This is a genomic window from Halomonas sp. CKK8 (genome assembly GCF_029625235.1).
GTDB lineage: Bacteria > Pseudomonadota > Gammaproteobacteria > Pseudomonadales > Halomonadaceae > Halomonas > Halomonas ventosae.
In genome coordinates this window covers 2,005,005-2,023,680 of record NZ_CP121193.1, presented here as the reverse complement: position 1 = coordinate 2,023,680, position 18,676 = coordinate 2,005,005, and the positions used below count along the sequence as shown (strand labels likewise).

The 18,676-nt window shown below is 68.9% G+C and carries 18 protein-coding genes; 4 read left to right on the top strand and 14 right to left on the bottom strand.

The window, feature by feature from the left end; translation table 11 throughout:
• Window positions 1–13: 13 nt before the first annotated feature.
• Window positions 14–2,761 (top strand): bifunctional acetate--CoA ligase family protein/GNAT family N-acetyltransferase, encoded by a 2,748-nt coding sequence (locus P8934_RS09670; RefSeq protein ID WP_278030846.1) that lies wholly within the window; start codon window positions 14–16, stop codon window positions 2,759–2,761.
• Between the two features lie 66 nt (window positions 2,762–2,827).
• On the opposite strand, the gene pdxH is transcribed toward P8934_RS09670, so the two are convergent.
• The 3 genes from pdxH to P8934_RS09655 form a co-directional block, all read right to left on the bottom strand.
• Complete coding sequence (gene pdxH / locus P8934_RS09665) at window positions 2,828–3,469, bottom strand: pyridoxamine 5'-phosphate oxidase (protein ID WP_278030845.1); 642 nt, start codon at window positions 3,467–3,469, stop codon at window positions 2,828–2,830.
• Window positions 3,470–3,562: 93 nt separating this feature from the next.
• Window positions 3,563–3,910 carry an AzlD domain-containing protein gene (locus P8934_RS09660; RefSeq protein ID WP_278030844.1) on the bottom strand — a complete coding sequence of 116 codons (348 nt, stop codon included), beginning with the start codon at window positions 3,908–3,910 and terminating at the stop codon, window positions 3,563–3,565.
• The gene (locus P8934_RS09655) at window positions 3,907–4,599 is read right to left on the bottom strand and encodes an AzlC family ABC transporter permease (RefSeq protein WP_278030843.1); all 693 of its coding nucleotides are present in this window, start codon (window positions 4,597–4,599) and stop codon (window positions 3,907–3,909) included. The genes P8934_RS09660 and P8934_RS09655 overlap by 4 nt, the downstream gene beginning before the upstream one ends.
• A gap of 127 nt (window positions 4,600–4,726) precedes the next feature.
• Between P8934_RS09655 and P8934_RS09650 the strand changes: the two genes are divergently transcribed.
• Window positions 4,727–5,410 carry a cytochrome b/b6 domain-containing protein gene (locus P8934_RS09650; protein WP_278030842.1) on the top strand — a complete coding sequence of 228 codons (684 nt, stop codon included), beginning with the start codon at window positions 4,727–4,729 and terminating at the stop codon, window positions 5,408–5,410.
• A gap of 67 nt (window positions 5,411–5,477) precedes the next feature.
• On the opposite strand, the gene P8934_RS09645 is transcribed toward P8934_RS09650, so the two are convergent.
• From P8934_RS09645 to P8934_RS09620, 6 genes are all read right to left on the bottom strand, one after another.
• Entirely contained in the window at window positions 5,478–5,945 is a 468-nt protein-coding gene (locus P8934_RS09645) for a cytochrome c (protein WP_278030841.1), read from the bottom strand.
• Window positions 5,946–6,033: 88 nt separating this feature from the next.
• On the bottom strand, window positions 6,034–6,426 hold the full coding sequence (locus tag P8934_RS09640) for a DUF2069 domain-containing protein (RefSeq protein WP_133634101.1): 393 nt from the start codon (window positions 6,424–6,426) through the stop codon (window positions 6,034–6,036).
• The gene (wrbA, locus tag P8934_RS09635; RefSeq protein ID WP_106231302.1) at window positions 6,423–7,049 is read right to left on the bottom strand and encodes an NAD(P)H:quinone oxidoreductase; all 627 of its coding nucleotides are present in this window, start codon (window positions 7,047–7,049) and stop codon (window positions 6,423–6,425) included. Before wrbA ends, P8934_RS09640 begins: the two co-directional genes overlap by 4 nt.
• 44 nt (window positions 7,050–7,093) lie before the next feature.
• Window positions 7,094–7,435 (bottom strand): arsenate reductase (glutaredoxin), encoded by a 342-nt coding sequence (gene arsC / locus P8934_RS09630; RefSeq protein WP_278030840.1) that lies wholly within the window; start codon window positions 7,433–7,435, stop codon window positions 7,094–7,096.
• 76 nt (window positions 7,436–7,511) lie between these two features.
• Window positions 7,512–7,973 (bottom strand): MgtC/SapB family protein, encoded by a 462-nt coding sequence (locus tag P8934_RS09625; protein ID WP_278030839.1) that lies wholly within the window; start codon window positions 7,971–7,973, stop codon window positions 7,512–7,514.
• Between the two features lie 59 nt (window positions 7,974–8,032).
• A complete protein-coding gene (locus tag P8934_RS09620; RefSeq protein ID WP_278030838.1) occupies window positions 8,033–8,449 on the bottom strand; it encodes a gamma-glutamylcyclotransferase family protein in 417 nt (138 codons plus the stop codon).
• Between the two features lie 115 nt (window positions 8,450–8,564).
• On the opposite strand from P8934_RS09620, the gene smrA reads away from it, so the two are divergent.
• Complete coding sequence (gene smrA / locus P8934_RS09615; protein WP_278030837.1) at window positions 8,565–9,158, top strand: DNA endonuclease SmrA; 594 nt, start codon at window positions 8,565–8,567, stop codon at window positions 9,156–9,158.
• A 64-nt stretch (window positions 9,159–9,222) separates the two neighbouring features.
• On the opposite strand, the gene P8934_RS09610 is transcribed toward smrA, so the two are convergent.
• From P8934_RS09610 to metH, 4 genes are all read right to left on the bottom strand, one after another.
• Complete coding sequence (locus P8934_RS09610; protein ID WP_278030836.1) at window positions 9,223–9,753, bottom strand: DUF934 domain-containing protein; 531 nt, start codon at window positions 9,751–9,753, stop codon at window positions 9,223–9,225.
• Window positions 9,746–11,398, bottom strand: a complete 1,653-nt coding sequence (locus P8934_RS09605; RefSeq protein WP_133634112.1) for a nitrite/sulfite reductase — start codon at window positions 11,396–11,398, stop codon at window positions 9,746–9,748. The genes P8934_RS09610 and P8934_RS09605 overlap by 8 nt, the downstream gene beginning before the upstream one ends.
• A gap of 116 nt (window positions 11,399–11,514) precedes the next feature.
• Complete coding sequence (locus P8934_RS09600; protein WP_278030835.1) at window positions 11,515–12,843, bottom strand: MATE family efflux transporter; 1,329 nt, start codon at window positions 12,841–12,843, stop codon at window positions 11,515–11,517.
• A gap of 50 nt (window positions 12,844–12,893) precedes the next feature.
• Window positions 12,894–16,595 (bottom strand): methionine synthase, encoded by a 3,702-nt coding sequence (gene metH / locus P8934_RS09595; protein WP_278030834.1) that lies wholly within the window; start codon window positions 16,593–16,595, stop codon window positions 12,894–12,896.
• A gap of 307 nt (window positions 16,596–16,902) precedes the next feature.
• Here metH and nfuA point away from each other — a divergent pair, with 307 nt between their 5' ends.
• Window positions 16,903–17,493 (top strand): Fe-S biogenesis protein NfuA, encoded by a 591-nt coding sequence (nfuA, locus tag P8934_RS09590; protein ID WP_133634118.1) that lies wholly within the window; start codon window positions 16,903–16,905, stop codon window positions 17,491–17,493.
• A 66-nt stretch (window positions 17,494–17,559) separates the two neighbouring features.
• Here nfuA and P8934_RS09585 read toward each other — a convergent pair whose 3' ends face one another.
• Entirely contained in the window at window positions 17,560–18,600 is a 1,041-nt protein-coding gene (locus tag P8934_RS09585; RefSeq protein ID WP_278030833.1) for a DNA-binding protein, read from the bottom strand.
• Window positions 18,601–18,676 lie beyond the last annotated feature (76 nt).

Sequence of the window (18,676 nt, the reverse complement as noted above, 5' to 3'; positions counted from 1 at the left end):
GGGAGAATCCTGCTTGAGCACCCGCTTCCTGCGCCACTTCTTCGAACCCGCCACCATCGCGGTGATCGGGGCCTCCGAGAAGCCCCACTCCATGGGCGGCCTGGTGATCCGCAACCTCCGGGAAGGCGGCTTTGCCGGTAGCGTATGGGCGGTCAATCCCAAGGGCTATGAGTCGGTCTTCTCGATGCCCTGCGTCAGCCGGGTCTCGCAGCTGCCCGAGGTGCCCGACCTGGCGGTGATCTGCTCGCCGGTGGAGACGGTGCCGGGCCTGATCGAGAGGCTCGGGCGCTTCGGCGTCAAGGCCGCGCTGGTGCTCTCCGGCGGTGCCCACCTCGACGATGCGCGGGGCGACAAGGGCTCGATCCGCAGTCGCATGCTCGCCGCCGCCCGGGCATCGGGCATCCGCGTCCTCGGGCCCGAGTGCATGGGGCTGATCGTGCCGGGGCGCAAGCTCAACGCCTCCTATGCCAGCCAGCCGGTGAAGGCCGGGCGCGTGGCCTATCTCGGCCAGTCGGGGATGCTCGGCAATGCCATGATCGACTGGGCCGCCGGCCGCGGCATCGGCTTCTCGCACCTGCTCACGGTGGGCGACAGCGTCGACGTCCTGCTGCCCGACCTGATGGACTACATCAACCAGTTCTCGCCCGCCCAGGCGATACTGCTCCACCTCGAACGCATCATGGATGCCCAGCACTTCATGACCGCGCTGCGCGATGCCTCGCGCAACCGCCTGGTACTGGCCATCAAGAGCGGGCGCACCGCGGAGTCCGACATTTCCGGCCTGCCGCCCACGCCCGGTATCGCCAATCGTGACCAGGTCTTCGATGCGGCCTTCGCCCGGGCGGGGGTGGTCAGGGTCGACGACTCCGACGAGCTGTTCGACGCCCTGGAGACGCTGTCGCGCATGAAGCCCCTGAAGGGGGACCGCCTGGCCATCGTCTCCAATGGCCTGGGGCCGGCGATGCTGGCCATCGACAAGCTGATCAACGCCGGGGGCAAGCTGGCCCGCTTCAGCGAGGCGACCCGCGATGCCCTGCGCCGCGACGACTTCGACATGAGCAAGCCCGGCGAGAACCCGGTGGATCTGGGCGGCAATGCCAGCCCGGAGCGACTCGTCGAGGCCCTGGAGATCGTGGCGGCCGACCCGGGCGTGGATGCCGTGCTGGTGGTCCATGCCCCGACCCGCCTGGCCCCGTCGAAGACCACCGCCCAGGCGATCATCGCCGCACGCAAGCGCTTCCGGCGCAACCTGCTGACCAGCTGGATGGGCCTGGAGGAGGCGCTATCGGCACGCCACGAGTGCAACCTGGCCGGCATACCGACCTATATCTCCCCGGAGAAGGCGGTGAAGGCCTTCATGCACATGGTCGACTATCAGCGCGTGCAGGCACTGCTGCAGGAACTTCCCCCGAGCCTGCCCTTCACCACCACCCCGGAGATCCGGCGGCGCTGCCGGTCACTGATCGAGGAGGCCCGCGAGGCGGGTCGGGAGTGCCTGTCGCACTCCGAGACCGCGCAGGTGCTGGAGGCCTACGGGCTGCCGGTGGCCCCAAGCCGCTATCCGCAGACCGCCGAGGAGGCCGCCGAGGCAGCCACCGCCTTCGAGGGCCCCCTGGCCCTCAAGGTGATCCACGAGGGCAACTGCCGTCCCTTCCGCTACCGCCAGCACCCGCACAAGATCTCCGCCGGCCTGATCCAGGACCTGGCGAGCCCGGAACAGGTCGCCGAGGCCGTGGGTCGTCTGCACGACAAGGTGAAGGAGAAGTTTCCGGACTTCGCGATCCGCGAGTACTGCCTGCAGGCCATGCAGCGCGGCAAGCACTCCATGCAGCTGTGCGCCGGCATCACCCGGGATCCGATCTTCGGTCCGGTGATCGTGTTCGGCATCGGCGGCTACAAGGTCAACATCCTGGCCGACCGCCAGGTAGCGCTGCCCCCGCTCAACATGAGCCTGGCCGCGGACGTGGTGGGGCGTACCCATGCCGCCCGACTGATCCGCGAACACTCCAGCCATCCCGAGCGTGACCTGGAGCGGCTCTGCGAGCTGCTGGTCAAGCTGTCACAGATGGCCAGCGACCTGCCCCAGCTGCGCGGCCTGGAGCTCAACCCGCTGCTGCTCAACCGCGATGGCGTGGTGGCGGTGGACTTCGCCATGGACCTCGGCACCCCCGCGCGCTTCGCGATAATGCCCTATCCCGAGGAGCTGCGGGAGTGGGTGACGCTCAAGAACGGCTGGCAGGTCGAGGTTCGCCCGATCCGGGCCGAGGATGCGCCGCTGATCACGCGTTTCCACGAGCAGCTCTCCGAGGAGAGCATCCGCTTCCGTTACTTCCACAACAAGGCCGACCTGACCCAGCGAGACCTGTCGCACCTGTCGCACATCAACTACGACCGGCAGATGGCCTTCATCGCCGAGCACCTGCGAGACGACGGCAGCAAGGAGATGCTCGGGGTGGTCCGCGTCTGGAACGACCCGGACAACATCCGCACCGAGTTCTCGGTCATCATCCGCGACGACCTCCAGGGGCTTGGCATCGGCAGCCTGCTGATGAAGAAGATGATCAGCTACTGCCGGAGCGTGGGCACCCTGGAGATGATCGGCAAGATCATGGTCGACAACCACCCGATGCGCGCCCTGATGAAGCATCTGGGCTTCAAGCAGCGCTACAACATGGAGGAGCAGGTGGTGGATGCGGTGCTGCGGCTCAATGAGCCGGAGAGCGACTGGCAGAAGCATCGCCTGGAGAGCCTGCCGGACTGAGTCGCCCGCCGAAGGACGACGGCCCTCGCTGTTGCGGGGGCCGTTCCTCGGGGGCGGAAGGCGCGCTCAGGGCGCCAGGCGGAAGCGGTGCCAGCTGCCGTCGCGCCGCTCGTAGCGGATACGGTCGTGGAGCCGGCTCGGCTGCCCCTGCCAGAACTCGATCATGTCGGGAACGACCCGATAGCCACCCCAGTGGATGGGACGGGGGACCTCCTGTCCCTCATAGGCGCGCTCGAAGCGCTGCTCGCGCTCCGCGAGCCAGGTACGATCCGGGATCACCACGCTCTGGGTGGCTACCCAGGCCCCGAGCTGGCTGCCGCGCGGGCGAGTGGCGAAGTAGGCATCCGACTCCTCGGGCGCCACCTGCTCCACCCGGCCCTCGACGCGCACCTGCCGGGAGAGCGACGGCCACCAGAACACCACGGCCGCATGGGGCACGTTGGTCAGCTCGCTGCCCTTGTGGCTGTGGTAGTTGGTGTAGAAGACCAGCCCCTGGTCATCGATGCCCTTGAGCAGCACGATGCGCGCATGGGGGAGGCCCTGGCTGTCGGCAGTGGCCAGGGTCATGGCATTGCCGTCGTCCCCCTCTTCCTCCAGCGCCAGGGTCAGCCACTCGTCGAACAGCGCCATGGGCTCCTCGGGGGTGGCGGACTCGTCGAGCTGGCCACCTTCATAGTCGCGCCGGATGTCGGCAATCTTGCGTGTCATGACCTTCTCCTCGGATTTTGTGCCATGGTCGCCGCTCGCCGGGTCGAGCTCAATACCTCGGACGGGGCGGGTGAGAGATATTTTCGGCTGAGCTTATGGCGCCCAGCCCAGCTGCACCATCGCCATGTAGGCGCCGGTACCGCCGATGATCGACAGCAGGGCGTTGCGCTGCCAGAGGTGCAGCCCCACCACCGCCAGGGCGGCGAGGATCATCGGCCAGCCATCGGCCGCGGCATTGAGCTGGCCGTCGGCCAGCGGGCGGAAGTCGCGCAGGGCGTAGAGCACCAGGATCATCATCACCGCCGGCGGCAGGTAGCGCCCCAGGTGCAGGATCAGCGGATGCTCCGCCTGACGCGCCAGCGCCACGAAGGGCAGCACCCGGGTCGCGAGGGTCGCCGCGGCACACACCAGGATGAATCCCATCAGGTCGAGGCCGTTCATGGGCGACCTCCGGACTGCCGACGCCGATAGTCGACCAGCAGCACCAGGCTGGCCGCCCCGATGGCCCCCAGCAGCAGGTGGCGGTCCGGCAGCAGCAGCATGGCCCCGAGACCGGTGGCCAGGGCAATGGCGAAGGGCAGCAGCTGGCGCAGCCGTCGTGCCTGTTCCAGGGTCAGCACGATGAACAGCGCCGTGAGGGCGAACTCGATGCCGCGGCTGTCGAACGCCAGGGTGGTGCCGACCAGCACACCGGACATTGACCCCAGCACCCACCAGAGCTGGTTGAGCAGGCTGACCCGAAAGGCCTGGGCATGGTCCAGGCCGGCATCCCCGGCGTGAGTCGTAAGCAGCGAGTAGGTCTCGTCGGTGAGGGCGAAGACCAGGTAGGGCTTGCGCCAGCCGGCCCCCTGGAAGCGGCGCAGCAGGGAGAGGCCATAGAAGAGGTGGCGGGAGTTCAACATCAGGGTGGCCACGGCCACCTCCACCAGGCCGGCACCGGCGGCCAGCAGGGTGACGGCCAGGAACTGGCCGGCCCCGGCATAGATCAGCAGTGACATCAGCAGCGCCCCCCATGCCGGGATGCCCACCTCGATGGCGAGGATGCCGAAGGCCGCCCCCAGCGGCAGGTAGCCGAACATGACCGGCAGGGTGGTGACACCGGCTTCCTGCCAGGCGTGACGCTTGGGCAAGGTGGACCTCCTTGTCGTCGTGTGGCGTAGCGCCGACACTTTGATGAGCGGAACATTATACGCCGAGGCGGGCCGAGCCTCACCCATCGGCAAGGACGAAGTGCCATCAACGCGAGGAGCCAGCACGATGCACCAAGTGAGGGTCTGGGACCTGCCGATCCGCCTGTTTCACTGGGCCCTGGTCAGCGCCGTGGCGCTCTCCTTCTACACCATGAAGACCGGTGGCGCGCCCTTCGTGTTTCCCGTGGAGATCCATGGTCGGGTCGGACTGGTGGTGCTGGGCCTGCTGCTCTTTCGCTGGGGCTGGGCCCTGGGCGGCAGCCAGCATGCACGGCTGTGGCATTTCCTGCATGGGCCGGGGGCCATGCTGGACTACCTGCGATCCCTTCGCCGCGGGCCGCTGCCGCCCTATGCCGGCCACAACCCCCTCGGCGGGCTGGCCGTGCTGGCCATGCTGGTGTCACTGAGCGTCCAGGCGACCAGCGGACTCTTCCTCAGCGACGACATCTTCTTCCAGGCGCCGCTGCATGACCGGGTCTCGACCGAGGTCAGCGACACCCTGCGCACCCTGCACCACTGGAATGCCCAGCTGCTGATCGGGCTGATCGGGCTGCACCTGGTGGCCCTGGTGGTGCATCGGGCGAAGGGGGAGCGCCTGGTGGGCGCCATGCTCACGGGCCGCAAGCGGCTGCCGGGGCGTCCCGCGGATCGGGTCGACGACGGCGCGGACTCCGCACGTGGCAGCCCCTGGCTGGCGGCCGTCCTGCTGCTGGTCGCCGTCGGGGTGGTGAGCTGGCTATGGCAGCTGTGACAGGCGGTGAGCTGACGTCACGGCGGAGGCGGCTCGCTGCGCCGCCTCCGCATGAGCGCGCGCCGGATCACTCGGCGCGGTAGTTGTCGTGGCAGCCCTTGCAGGTGTCGGCGACCGTCGCCACCTGCCGGCGCATGGCGGCGAAGTCATCTCCCCGGGCGAGCTCGGCCAGGGTGGCGGTCTCCTCGATCAGGGTCTGCTGGCGAGACTCGAAGTCCTCCCGGTCGTCGGCGATATCGGCCAGGGCATCGGTGTCGACACCATGGTCGCCTCCCCGCAGGGAGCCCTCCACGAATCCCTCCCAGGGGAGAGGGGCCACGGCGGCGAGGTTCTCGGCACGCCGGGCGAACGTCTCGGCGTCGTAGTCGATCTTGCCCTGGGCCATGTCACCCAGCGGGCCGATCTGCCAGGCCATGACGCCCAGGGCATCCTGGCGATACTCGATGGCCTTGTCGACGTCGGCCTGGCTGCTGGTCGAGGCGAGAAGGGCGGTGGTGAGGGTGGCCGCGATGAGGGAAAGGCGGGACAGGGGCATCACGATCTCCGTTTCGTGTCCGGTGAGGGGGTGACCGGGCGTCGCTTGACGCCGGTCACGCTCAGCCTAGCAGCTCCCGCGCCATCCGCTAGTCGGCCCGCTGCTGCCGGCTGCGGAAGCGGGCGTAGGCCGTGCAGCCGACGAACAGGGCCAGGGCGACCAGGGCCTCGGCACCGCCGCGCAGCCCCTGGCCGGGCAGGGTGGCCACCATCACCCCCTGGGTGAAGTAGAGCAGGCTGACGAAGGCCAGCCAGGCATGGCCGCGGGGGCGGCGCGTGAGGATCGAGGGCAGGAAGAGCACCAGCGGCAGCACGAAGGCCAGCAGGGGCACCAGGGGGTTGCCGTCGGTGGTGACGATCACCCCACGATAGACCATCAGCGCCAGCAGCAGGCCGTAGCTGCCCAGCACCAGCCGGCGCGAGCCGTCGGTCAGCCGGTCGAGCCCCTTGCGGGCTTCTACGCCTTCCAGCCACTGTCTCATTTGGCCTCCCGGCGCGAGGCCTCGAGGGCCAGGGCCAGCCGGGCCAGGCGTTTGCCCTGAGCGAAGGCGAGGTGTCGCTCATGCTCGTCCAGCGGCCGGTCGCTGCGCTTGCCGGCGACATGGCTCGCCCCGTAGGGCGTCCCGCCGGCGGCGGTCTCCATCAACTCGACCTCGCTGTAGGGCAGGCCGGCATAGACCATGCCGTGGTGCAGCAGCGGCAGCAGCATCGAGACCAGGGTGGTCTCCTGGCCCCCATGCAGGCTGGAAGTCGAGGTGAAGGCGGTGGCCGGCTTGTCGACCAGGGCGCCACCGAGCCATAGCTCGCTGGTGCCGTCGATGAAGTACTTGAGCGGAGCGGCCATGTTGCCGAAGCGGGTCGGGCTGCCGATGGCCAGGCCCGCGCAGTGACGCAGGTCATCGAGACTGGCATAGACGGCACCCGCCTCGGGAATCTCGGGGTCGACGGCCTCGCAGGTGGCCGAGACCGGTGGCACGGTACGCAGTCGGGCCGCGATGCCGGGGCAGGACTCGACGCCGGCGACGAGGCGCTCGGCCATGGCGCGGGTGGCGCCGTGGCGCGAGTAGAAGAGGATCAGCACATAGGGGCGGTGGTCGTCGGTCATGGGGGTTCCTGATGGCCTGAAGAGACGGGGCGTGCGGATGGCGCTCAGTCGAGCAGGGCGAGGACCGCCTCGGGCGGACGGCCGATGACCGCCCGTCGCCCATCGTCGGCGATGGGCCGCTGCAGGATGCGCGGGTGGGTGACGATGGCATCGATCACCTGGCGGGGATCCTCGACATCGGCCCCCAGCTGCTTCCACTCGGTCTCGTTGCGCCGCACCAGCGCCGAGACACTCCCCTCCAGGCGCTGGATCAGGGAGCGCAGCTCATCGGCATCCAGCGGCTCGTCCAGGTAGCGGCGGACGGTCACCTCGGCACCGGCCTCCTCGAGCAGGGCCAGGGCCTGGCGTGACTTGGAGCAGCGCGGGTTGTGCAGGAGGGTGATCATGGACGCATCCTTTTGCCACTCGGAGAGAAGGGGCTCATTGTAGGCTGCGGCGGAATCTCGCCACAACCGGCCGGACTCAGTCTGCGTCCCGGTGGCCGGGGAGGACTCGCTCGATGGCGCCCAGGACCGACATGATCACCAGCGCCATGAAGGTGACCATGGCGGCCAGGGCGAAGTTGTTGACCCCGGCCGCAATGCCGATGGCGCCGGCCAGCCAGATCGAGGCGCCGGTGGTGATGCCGTGGACACTGGCGCCGCTGCGAATGATGCTGCCGGCCCCCAGGAAGCCGATGCCCCCGATCACCCCTTCGACGATACGCGTGGGGTCGATGCGCGCGGAGGGGTCTCCCTCGGCGGTGGCGAACAGGATCTCCAGCCCCACGATCAGGAAGGCCGCGGCCCCGAGCGCCACCAGCATGTGCGAGCGCAACCCCGCGGGCTTGCCGCGCAGCTCGCGTTCCAGGCCCAGCACCAGCGCCAGGCCGGCGGCCACGCCCAGCCGGGCGAACATGTCGAGCAGCGAGATCTCGCTTTCCATGATGTCTCCTTGAGCCGAAAGGACCGCCTATCCCCAACCCCGGATAACCGCGAAGCCGCCTAATCGCGTCGTCGATAGGCCCAGGCGCGGCGGCCATCCGCCAGCGTCACCCGGACGCGATCATAGCGAATGCCAAGCCTCTCGTAGCGATCCAGACGGGCCAGTTCCCCGGCATCGACGGTCAGCACCAGGCCTTCCACCTCTCCGCGAGGGGCCTTCTCAAGATCCAGGTCGTTGCGCCGGTAGCCCTCCAGCACGGCCGGCTCGGGATCGCCGGCGCGGCCGTAGACCAGCCAGCGGACCGGCGCATGGGTGAGGGTGCCATAGACGAAGACCCGATGGGGCCCCTCCTGGACGGGAGCCAGGTGGTCGGGACGGTCGTAGGTCCAGGGGCTGAGCAGGGAGAGCCACAGCCAGCCGGCCAGGGCCAGCGGGGTGCCGAGGGCCAGGGCCCCCAGCCACTTGAGGGGTCGCATGGGGCATCCTTGTCGTGGTCCGAGGGCCATCCTGCCACGATCGGGCCGGCGACTTAAGCCGCCGGGACGGCTCTGCTAGGATGGGATTTCCCCCATGACGTTCAGGAGGTGCCCCATGAGCCAGGCGAATCGCGACGACGTGGATTTCCGGGCACTGATGGGGGATGTTCGCCCCCTGCACGGCGCCACCAACCGGGCCGACCCCGGGCGCGCACGGCACGCGCCCAGCGAGGCGCAGCTGGCCAGGCGCGAGAGTGCCGCGGCCGAGGCGGCGGGCCGTGACTTCCTCTCCGACGACTTCGTCGACCTGTTGCCGCCCTTCGATCCCCTGGCCTTCCACCGGGACGGCATCCAGCAGGCGGTGGTCGACCGCCTGCGCCACGGTGGCTATCCGGTGCAGGCCAGCCTGCACCTGCTGCGTCGCCCCCTGGAGGAGTGCCGGCGCCTGCTGCCGCCCTTCATCCGCGAGGCCTACGCCCACGACCTGCGCTCGGTCATGATCGTCCACGGCCGGGGGCGCGAGATCGACAGCCCACCCAACGTGCTGCGCTCCTACCTGGCGAAGTGGCTCGGCGCCTTTGACGAGGTGCAGGCCTTCGTCTCGGCGGGGCAGGCAGACGGCGGCCTGGGCGCAACCTGGGTGATGCTGCGCAAGAGCGAACGGGCGAAGGCCGCCAACCGGGAGCGCCAGCAGAAGCGGCGCGGCTGAGGTCCTCGGCAAAACGACGCTGCCGGCCCGAGGGCCGGCAGCGTGCGCTACCCCGGGCAGGGTGTCAGGCCAGCGCGGGTTGCGCGCGCCGCTGGGCGAGCTCGCGCAGGCGCCGACGGAACAGTGGTTCGGGGTCGTCGGTGCCCGGCTGGTAGCCGCGACTGAAGGTATCCAGGGCGCGCAGGGCATCCTCAACGACCTGGTCCTCGCGCAGCGAGAAGGCATCGAAGCCGCAGCGGGACATGTAGAACAGCTGGTCGATCAGCACGTCGCCCAGGGCGCGGATCTGGCCCCGGTAGCCATGCCGCTCACGCAGCAGCCGGGCAATGCTGTAGCCCCGGCCATCGGTGAACTTGGGGAAGTCGATGCCGACCAGCGGGGCCGCCATCAGCTCGTCCGCCAGCGCCGGCGTGAGCTCGGTGTCGCTGGGCAGCCAGGGGGCCAGGTCGTCGCGCCGGCCGGCGGCCTGCCACACCGCCAGGGGGACCAGGGCAGGACCCTGCGCCGGGGCGGTCTCCTCGTCGTGGCGGATCCAGTGGTCCTCGACCAGGCGGCGCTTGACGATCAGCGGGCGGGTGACGGTCTGCTCAGGCATAGACACGCTCCTTGAAGGGTTTGAGGCCGATGCGGCGATAGGTGTCGAGGAAGGTCTCGTCGGGCTGGCGGCTGCCGACATAGACCTGCAGCAGCTTGTCGATCACCTCCGGCACGTCCTCGCGGAAGAACGAGGGCCCCAGGATCTTGCCCAGGGAGGTGCCATTGCCCTGGCTGCCGCCCAGCGAGATCTGGTAGTACTCCTCACCCTTCTTGTCGACGCCGAGGATGCCGATGTGGCCGACATGGTGATGGCCGCAGGCATTCATGCAGCCGGAGATATTGAGCTCCAGCGGCCCCAGGTCGTAGAGGAAGTCCAGATCCTCGAAGCGCTCCTGGATGGCATGGGCGACCGGGATCGACTTGGCATTGGCCAGGCCGCAGTAGTCGCCGCCGGGGCAGCAGATCAGGTCGGCCAGGGTGCCCACCGTGGGGTTGGCCATGCCCAGGGCCTCCAGCCGCTGCCAGAGTGCCTCCAGGCGGTCCACCGGCACGTCGGTGAGCACCAGGTTCTGCTCGTGGGTGACCCGCAGCTCGCCATGGCCGAACTCGTCGGCCAGGTCGGCGATGGCCGCCATCTGCTCGGAGGTGACGTCCCCGGGCGAGTGCTCGCGACGCTTGAGCGACAGGGTCACGGCCTTGTAGCCGGACACCTTGTGGTCGTTGACGTTGTTGGTGACGAAGCGGGCGAAGGCGCGGTTCTCGCCGCGCAGCCGCTCGAAGGCCGCGATGGCCTCGGCCGGCACCTCACGGCGCGGCGGCTCGACGAAGTGCGCCGCCACGGCCTCGACGGCGCCCTGGGTCAGGGTCTGGGGGCCATCCTTGAGGTGGGCCCACTCCTCCTCGACGCGGCGACGGAACTCGTCGACGCCCAGTGCCTTGACCAGGATCTTGATGCGCGCCTTGAACTTGTTGTCGCGGCGACCGAACTGGTTGTAGACCCGGACCAGGGCCTCCAGGTAGGTCAGCAGGTGCTGCCAGGGCAGGTCCTCGCGGACCACCTCGCCGATCATCGGCGTGCGGCCCAGCCCGCCGCCGGCCAGCACCTTCACGCGCACCTCGCCATCGCGATCGCGCCACAGGCGCAGGCCCACGTCGTGGACCTGGATGGCGGCGCGGTCCTCGACGGCACCGGTCACGGCGATCTTGAACTTGCGCGGCAGGTAGGCGAACTCGGGGTGGAAGGTCGACCACTGGCGGATCAGCTCGCACCAGGGGCGCGGGTCGACCTCCTCGTCGGCCGCCACGCCGGAGAACTGGTCGGTGGTGGTGTTGCGGATGTCGTTGCCACTGGTCTGGATGGCGTGCATCTGCACGCTGGCGAGATCGGCAAGGATATCCGGCACGTCCTCGAGCTTCGGCCAGTTCAGCTGCAGGTTGGTGCGGGTGGTGAAGTGGCCGTAGCCGCGATCATAGCGGGCGGCGATCTCGCCCAGCTTGCGCAGCTGATAGGACGCCAGCATGCCGTAGGGAATGGCGATGCGCAGCATGGGGGCATAGCGCTGGATGTAGAGGCCGTTCTGCACGCGCAGCGGCAGGAACTCCTCCTCGCTGATCCGGCCCGCGAGATAGCGGCGCATCTGGTCGCGGAACTGGGCGACGCGTTCATCGACCAGGGTCTGGTCGTGGGTGTCGTAACGATACATTCAGCGCATTCCTGATGCTGGGAAGTGGCGGACTATGGCGCTACCTTACCGTCTGTCTTTTATTCTAGAAAAGAATAAATGTTTATAGTTTATATGCAAAATGGAATGACGCCGACTCAGATGACCAGCGCCTGCCAGCGCCGACGCTGCCAGATCAGCACGAAGCCGGCCGAGTTCAGGGCGCGATAGCCCAGCTGCACCCACCAGATGCCGACCAGCCCCTGGTCGTGCACCACCCCGACCCACCAGGCGAGTGGCAGGAACACCAGCCACTGCAGGGTGAGGGTGGTCGCCATCACCGTGCGGTGGGCGCCGGCGCCGAGCAGGGCCTGGGCGAACACCAGTGCCGCGGCATCCAGCACGATCATCGCGGCGGTCAGGCGCAGCGGCAGCGTGCCCAGGACGACGAGCTCGGCATCATGCAGGAAGAGGCCCAGTACCGCCTCGGGAAACAGCACCATCGGCAGGGCCAGTACCGCCAGGCAGAGCCAGGCCAGATGGACCACCTCCCAGCCCCAGCGGTGGGCCTCGCCATGGGCCTCGCGCCCCAGCGCCTGGCCCACCAGGCTCATCGCCGCCATGCCGAGGCCCACGCCGGGCAGGATCAGCAGCAGCGAGAGGTTGACCAGCACGTGGCCGACGGCAACGCTGGCGGTCCCGATCTGCCCCAGGATCCAGAACAGCACGGCATAGCCGGCGGCAAACCAGATCTGCTGGAAGGAGTGGGGCGTGGCCAGGCGCAGGGTGGTGGCCAGGGCGGTGCGCCGGGGTAGCCCGGCCAGGAAGCCGCTGGCGGTGGCATGGCGCAAGCTCAGCCCGGCCCAGATGGCGAGCCCGACGAAGAGCGACAGCGTGGTGCCGGCCCCGGCCCCGGCCGCGCCCATGGCCGGCAGGCCGAGGAGCCCGAAGATCAGGCCGATGCTCGCCACCACGTTGATGGCATGCATCACCAGGATGATGCGCAGGTAGATGCCCGTCTGCTGGATGCCGTTCCAGTAGCCTCGGAAGCAGAAGATCATCGCCACCGGGATCAGCGAGACGACCCGCCAGCGAAAGTACGCCACCGCCTCGGCAGTGACCGCCGGGTCCTGGGTGATCAGCGCCAGCAGGCGCGGCGCCTGCCACAGGCAGAGCAGGGTCAGGGGCAGGGCCACCGCCAGGGCGATCGCCAGGCCGGCGTTGAGCGCCATGGCGCGCCGTGCCCAGTCCTGTTCCCCGTGGCGACGGGCCGTCTGGGCCTGGACGCCGGAGGAGAGTCCGAAGAGCACGGCGGTGACCAGGAACATGGCGTAGCCGCCGATGCCCACGCCGGCCAGCGGCACCTCGCCGAGCGAACCCACCAGGGCCGCGTCGATCAGGTTGAGCAGGCTCTGGGTGAGCATGCCGGCGATGATCGGCAGGGCGAGGCGCAGGATCGTCTGGCGGCGAGTGGGCTCGGGCAGCATCCGTGTTCCGGGCAGGTGAGGGCAAGGCCCGCCGCAGCGGGCCGGAAGGGTCAGGCCGGGTCGTAGGAGAGCACCGGCGCGAGCCAGCGCTCGAGCTCAGCGAGGCGCATGCCCTTGCGGCTGGCCAGCGCCTCGACCTGGTCCCGGGTAATCTTGCCGGTGGCGAAGTACTTCGAGCGCGGGTGGGAGAAGTACCAGCCGGCCACCGCGGCGGCGGGCCACATGGCGAAGTTCTCGGTCAGCGCGAGGCCGGTATTCTCGGTGGCCTCGAGCAGACGGAACAGGGTCGCCTTCTCGGTGTGGTCGGGGCAGGCCGGGTAGCCGGGGGCCGGGCGGATGCCCTGGTACTTCTCGGCGATCAGGGCGTCATTGTCCAGCGTCTCGTCGGGCACATAGCCCCAGAACTCCTTGCGGACCCGCTCGTGGAGCCGCTCGGCGAACGCCTCGGCCAGCCGGTCGGTGAGCGACTGGACGAGGATGGCGTTGTAGTCGTCGCCGGCGGCCTTGTACTGCTCGGCCAGGGCCTCCACGCCATGCCCGGTGGTGACGGCGAAGCCACCGATCCAGTCGGGCTTGCCGCTCTCCTTCGGGGCGATGAAGTCGGCCAGGCTGTGGCAGACGCCGTCACGGTTCTTGGTGGTCTGCTGGCGGATATGGTGAAGCCGCTCGATCACCTCGCGGCGCGACTCGTCGGCATAGACCTCGATGACATCGTCATCGACGCTGTTGGCCGGCCACAGGCCGATCACGCCGCGGGCCTGGATGCGCTTCTCGTCGATCAGCTTGCGCAGCATCGCCTGGGCATCGGCGAAGAGCTGGCGGGCCGCCTCGCCGACCTTGGCATCATCGAGGATCTTCGGGTACTTGCCGGCCAGCTGCCAGCTCATGAAGAAGGGGGTCCAGTCGATGCGCTCGACCAGCTCCTCGATGTCATAGTCGTCGAACACCTCGAGCCCGGTGATGGCCGGCCGCGGCGGCGTGTAGCCGTCCCAGTCCATGGCCGGCTTGCGCTGGCGGGCCTCGGTGTAGGTGAGGTCGGCGGCCTTGGGGCGACGCTTGGCATTGCGTTCGCGCACCGTCACATACTCGGCGCGGATCTCCTCGACATAGGCCGGCTTCAGGGCCGGGGAGAGCAGCTTGCCGGCCACGCCCACGGCACGCGAGGCATCGGTGACATAGATCACCGGATGCTCGTAGCCGGGTTCGATCTTCACCGCGGTATGGGCCTTGGAGGTGGTGGCGCCACCGATCAGCAGCGGCAGGGTGAAGCCCTGGCGCTGCATCTCCCTGGCCACGTGGACCATCTCGTCCAGCGACGGGGTGATCAGCCCGGAGAGGCCGATGATGTCGGCATTCTCGTCGCGGGCGGTCTGCAGGATCTTCTCGGCGGGGACCATCACGCCGAGGTCGATGACCTCGTAGTTGTTGCACTGGAGCACGACGCCGACGATGTTCTTGCCGATATCGTGGACATCGCCCTTGACCGTGGCCATGACGATCTTGCCCTTGGCCTGGGTGTCGGCGCTCTTCTCGGCCTCGATGTAGGGAATCAGGTAGGCCACCGCCTGCTTCATGACCCGGGCCGACTTGACCACCTGGGGCAGGAACATCTTGCCGGCGCCGAAGAGGTCGCCGACCACGTTCATGCCGTCCATCAGCGGCCCCTCGATCACCTCGATGGGCCGCTCGGCCCGCTGCCGGGCGAGCTCGGTATCCTCCTCGATGTAGGCGGTGATCCCCTTGACCAGGGAGTGGGCGATGCGCTTCTCGACCTCCCAGCTGCGCCACTCCAGGTCCTCCTTCCTGGCCGGGCCGCTGCCGTCGCCCTTGTACTTGTCGGCGAGGTCCAGCAGCCGCTCGGTGCTGTCGCTGCGGCGGTTGAGCACCACATCCTCCACGGCCTCGCGCAGCTCCGCCGGCAAGTCGTCGTAGACGGCCAGCTGGCCGGCATTGACGATGCCCATGGTCAGCCCGGCGCGGATGGCATGGTAGAGGAACACCGAGTGGATCGCCTCGCGCACCGGGTTGTTGCCGCGGAAGGAGAAGGAGACGTTGGAGACGCCGCCCGAGACCAGGGCGTGGGGCAGGTGCTCGCGGATCCAGCGGGTGGCCTCGATGAAGTCCACGGCGTAGTTGTCGTGCTCCTCGATGCCGGTGGCGATGGCGAAGATGTTGGGGTCGAAGATGATGTCTTCCGGCGGGAAGTCCAGCTCGTCGACCAGGATCCGGTAGGCACGCTGGCAGATCTCGGTCTTGCGCGCGAAGGTATCGGCCTGGCCGGCCTCGTCGAAGGCCATCACCACCACGGCCGCGCCATGGCGACGGCAGATGGTGGCCTGCTCGCGGAAGGCCTCCTCGCCCTCCTTCATCGAGATGGAGTTGACCACCGCCTTGCCCTGCACGCACTTGAGGCCCGCCTCGATGATCTCCCACTTGGAGGAGTCGATCATGATCGGCACCCGCGCGATATCGGGCTCGCCGGCAATCAGGTTGAGGAAGCGCACCATCGCCTCCTGGGACTCCAGCATCCCCTCGTCCATGTTGACGTCGATGACCTGGGCGCCGTTCTCCACTTGCTCCAGGGCGACCTCGAGGGCGGTGGTGTAGTCCTCCTCGACGATGAGGCGCTTGAAGCGCGCCGAGCCGGTGACGTTGGTACGCTCGCCGACGTTGACGAACAGTGAGTCGGCCTCGATGTTGAAGGGCTCGAGGCCGGAGAGACGACAGGCCCGCGGCCGCGCGGGCACCCGGCGCGGCGCCAGCCCCTGGATGGCGGCGTGGATCGCCGCGATATGCTCGGGGGTGGAGCCGCAGCAGCCGCCGATGATGTTGACCAGGCCGCTCGCGGCGAACTCGGCGACGATTGCCGCCATCTCCTCGGGGCTCTGGTCGTACTCGCCGAACTCGTTGGGCAGGCCGGCGTTGGGGTGGGCCGAGACGAAGGCGTCGGCCTTGGTGGCCAGCTCCTCGACATAGGGGCGCAGCTCCTGTGCCCCCAGGGCACAGTTGAGGCCGACGGAGAGCGGGCGGGCATGGCGGACCGAGTTCCAGAACGCCTCGGTGGTCTGGCCCGAGAGGGTACGCCCCGAGGCGTCGGTGATGGTCCCGGAGATCATCACCGGGTGCCGCTCGCCGCGTGCCTCGAACAGCTCCTCCAGGGCATAGATCGCCGCCTTGGCATTGAGGGTGTCGAAGATGGTCTCGATCAGGATCAGGTCGGCGCCACCCTCGATCAGTGCCTCGGCGGCCTCGAGGTAGTTCTCGCGCAGCTCGTCGAAGGTGACGTTGCGCTTGGAGGGGTCATTGACGTCCGGCGACAGCGAGGCGGTACGCGAGGTGGGCCCGAGCACGCCGGCCACGTAGCGCGCCACCCCCGTCTCCTCGGCCACGGCGTCACAGACCGCGCGGGCCAGGCGCGCCGACTCCCGGTTGAGCTCGGGCACCAGGTCTTCCATGCCGTAATCCGACTGGGAGAGGCGCGTGCTGTTGAAGGTGTTGGTCTCGACGATGTCGGCGCCGGCTTCCAGGTACTGGCGGTGGATCCGCGTCACCAGGTCGGGGCAGGTCAGGCCCAGCAGGTCATTGTTGCCCTTGAGGTCGCTCGGCCAGTCGGCGAAGCGCTCACCACGGAACTCCTGCTCCGAGAGCCCGGCGTTCTGCAGCATGGTCCCCATGCCACCGTCGAGCATCAGGATGCGTCGCGCGAGGCTGTCATGGAGCGTGGCGGTCAGGGAGGTGGGAGCGGCGGCCATGGGTCGAATCAATCTCCAGCGTGGGGCAGTCAGGGTCGAGCCGGCAGCGGGGCGCCTGGGGCGTCTTGTCGAGGATAGGCGCTGCGGGCAAGGGGCGGGTCCACCGGACTCGGGAACATCGGCAGACCGCCGGGAAAGGCGCTCATCTTAGCAAAAGCCATGACGCCGCGGCAGGGGGCAGCCTAAAACCCAGCAATTCAGTCGGGATTGTGTCGGCCGCGTGGGTCGCTTACCATTGAGGGCATCACACGTTCAGTACATGTCGCGACGCCACCCCGGCGCGGCATGTCGCGATAGCGAGAGCACCATGAGCGACAGCATACAGATTACCGACAGCGCCCAGGACTACCTTGCCGAACTGCTCGAGAAGCAGAACGTCGAGGGCATCGCGGTGCGCATCTTCATCACCCAGCCGGGCACCCCCTACGCCGAGACCTGCCTGGCCTACTGCCGGCCCGGCGAGGAGGAGCCCAGCGACGAGCTGCTGGAACTCGAGAAGATCCGCGTCTACCTGGACAAGAACAGCCTGCCCTTCCTCGAGGAGGCCGTGGTCGACTTCAACGCCGACCGCATGGGCGGGCAGCTGACCATCAAGGCGCCCAACGCCAAGATGCCCAAGGTCAACGCCGACAGCCCGCTCGAGGATCGCGTCAACTACATCCTCTACAGCGAGATCAACCCGGGACTGGCCTCCCACGGCGGCGAGATCAAGCTGGTCGAGCTGACCGAGGACCAGGTCGCAGTGCTGGCGTTCGGCGGCGGCTGCCAGGGGTGTGCGGCGGTGGACCTCACCCTCAAGGATGGCGTCGAGAAGACCCTGCTGGAACGCATCCCGGAGCTCGCCGGGATCCGCGACGTGACCGACCATACGGACACGACCAACGCCTACTACCGCTAGGCCCCGTTGCCAGCTCCAGGGCGGGAGCAATCCATGCCCCGGGTCGCGCCCGGGGCGAGTCCCGCATCACGTTGAATCCCCTCTCGAAGGCCCCGCTCCCGCGGGGCCTTCGTCGTCCTCGGGCTCCTCCTCGCGGGGCCGGGAGGGCACCGGCGCCTGCCACAGGCAGCGATGGAGCTGGGCCTCCAGGTCGCGCAGCCGGCGCACCTGCTCCTCCAGCAGCTGCTTCTGCTCGTCGATGCGCGCCTGCATCAGGGCCTGCTCGTGCTGCAGGGACAGGGTTCGCTCCTCAGCCTGGTGACGCGCCCACTCGGTCTCGCGGTGGCGCTTCTCCTCCTCGGCCAGGGCACCACGCGCCTCCTGCACCAGCTGCTGCGCCCGCTCCAGCCGTGCCTCGAGCTGCTGCAGCCGCTGGGCCTGCTGCTTGTCGGCGGCCTGTCGCTCCTGACGCGCCTCGTCGAGCAGCCCCATGAGGCGCGCCTCGCTGCTCTCGTGACGCTTCTCCTCCCGCGCCAGGCGCTCCTGGTGGCGCGCGGCCTGCTCGGTGAGGGCCTGCTGCTGCTCGCGTGCCTGTCGCTCGTTCTCCTGCTGCAGGCTCGCCAGCTGCGCCTCGAGGCGAGTCTGCCGGGTGGCGAGTTTCGCCTCACGCTCCGCCAGCACATCACGCTCTGACTCACGACGCGCCAGCTCGCCGCTCTGCTCCTCGAGGCGCTGCTCGGTTCGCGCCAGGTGGGCGGCCAGCGCCGACTCGCGCTGCTCGGCATCCTCGGCCCGGCGCAGGGCCTCGCCGGCTTCCTCCCGCGCTGTCTCTACCCGGCCCTCGGCCTCCTGTCGATAGTGGGCGAGTGCCTCGTTGGCAGATGCCTGGGCCTTCTCCCACAGCGACTCCGCGAGTTCCTGCAGGGCCTCGGGCATGCCCCGGGGCGGGGGCAGGTCGCGGTTCTCCTCGCGCCGTGCGCGCCACTCCCTCAGGTGCTCGCTGATGGTCGTGAAGCTGCCGGTGCCCAGTACCTCGCGCACCTTGTGCACGCTGGGCGCTTCTCCCTTCTCCAGCAGGGCGTCGATGGCCCGCTGGACATCCTCATACCGCACGCCGCTGCGCGCCATGGTCGTGTCCTCGTGGTTGTCTGCCGGGGCTGCCCCTGGGCTTTCGAGGGCAGTGTACCCGCGGGCGGCTCGATAT

Excerpts from the sequence above, each read along its gene's own strand:
- P8934_RS09610 (WP_278030836.1), bottom strand. The coding sequence starts at position 9,753 with ATGCCTGAGCAGACCGTCACCCGCCCGCTGATCGTCAAGCGCCGCCTG.
- wrbA (WP_106231302.1), bottom strand. The coding sequence starts at position 7,049 with ATGACCGACGACCACCGCCCCTATGTGCTGATCCTCTTCTACTCGCGC.
- P8934_RS09660 (WP_278030844.1), bottom strand. The coding sequence starts at position 3,910 with ATGAACGGCCTCGACCTGATGGGATTCATCCTGGTGTGTGCCGCGGCG.
- P8934_RS09650 (WP_278030842.1), top strand. The coding sequence starts at position 4,727 with ATGCACCAAGTGAGGGTCTGGGACCTGCCGATCCGCCTGTTTCACTGG.
- metH (WP_278030834.1), bottom strand. The coding sequence starts at position 16,595 with ATGGCCGCCGCTCCCACCTCCCTGACCGCCACGCTCCATGACAGCCTC.
- smrA (WP_278030837.1), top strand. The coding sequence starts at position 8,565 with ATGAGCCAGGCGAATCGCGACGACGTGGATTTCCGGGCACTGATGGGG.
- pdxH (WP_278030845.1), bottom strand. The coding sequence starts at position 3,469 with ATGACACGCAAGATTGCCGACATCCGGCGCGACTATGAAGGTGGCCAG.
- P8934_RS09645 (WP_278030841.1), bottom strand. The coding sequence starts at position 5,945 with ATGCCCCTGTCCCGCCTTTCCCTCATCGCGGCCACCCTCACCACCGCC.
- nfuA (WP_133634118.1), top strand. The coding sequence starts at position 16,903 with ATGAGCGACAGCATACAGATTACCGACAGCGCCCAGGACTACCTTGCC.
- P8934_RS09620 (WP_278030838.1), bottom strand. The coding sequence starts at position 8,449 with ATGCGACCCCTCAAGTGGCTGGGGGCCCTGGCCCTCGGCACCCCGCTG.
- arsC (WP_278030840.1), bottom strand. The coding sequence starts at position 7,435 with ATGATCACCCTCCTGCACAACCCGCGCTGCTCCAAGTCACGCCAGGCC.
- P8934_RS09605 (WP_133634112.1), bottom strand. The coding sequence starts at position 11,398 with ATGTATCGTTACGACACCCACGACCAGACCCTGGTCGATGAACGCGTC.
- P8934_RS09640 (WP_133634101.1), bottom strand. The coding sequence starts at position 6,426 with ATGAGACAGTGGCTGGAAGGCGTAGAAGCCCGCAAGGGGCTCGACCGG.
- P8934_RS09600 (WP_278030835.1), bottom strand. The coding sequence starts at position 12,843 with ATGCTGCCCGAGCCCACTCGCCGCCAGACGATCCTGCGCCTCGCCCTG.
- P8934_RS09585 (WP_278030833.1), bottom strand. The coding sequence starts at position 18,600 with ATGGCGCGCAGCGGCGTGCGGTATGAGGATGTCCAGCGGGCCATCGAC.
- P8934_RS09625 (WP_278030839.1), bottom strand. The coding sequence starts at position 7,973 with ATGGAAAGCGAGATCTCGCTGCTCGACATGTTCGCCCGGCTGGGCGTG.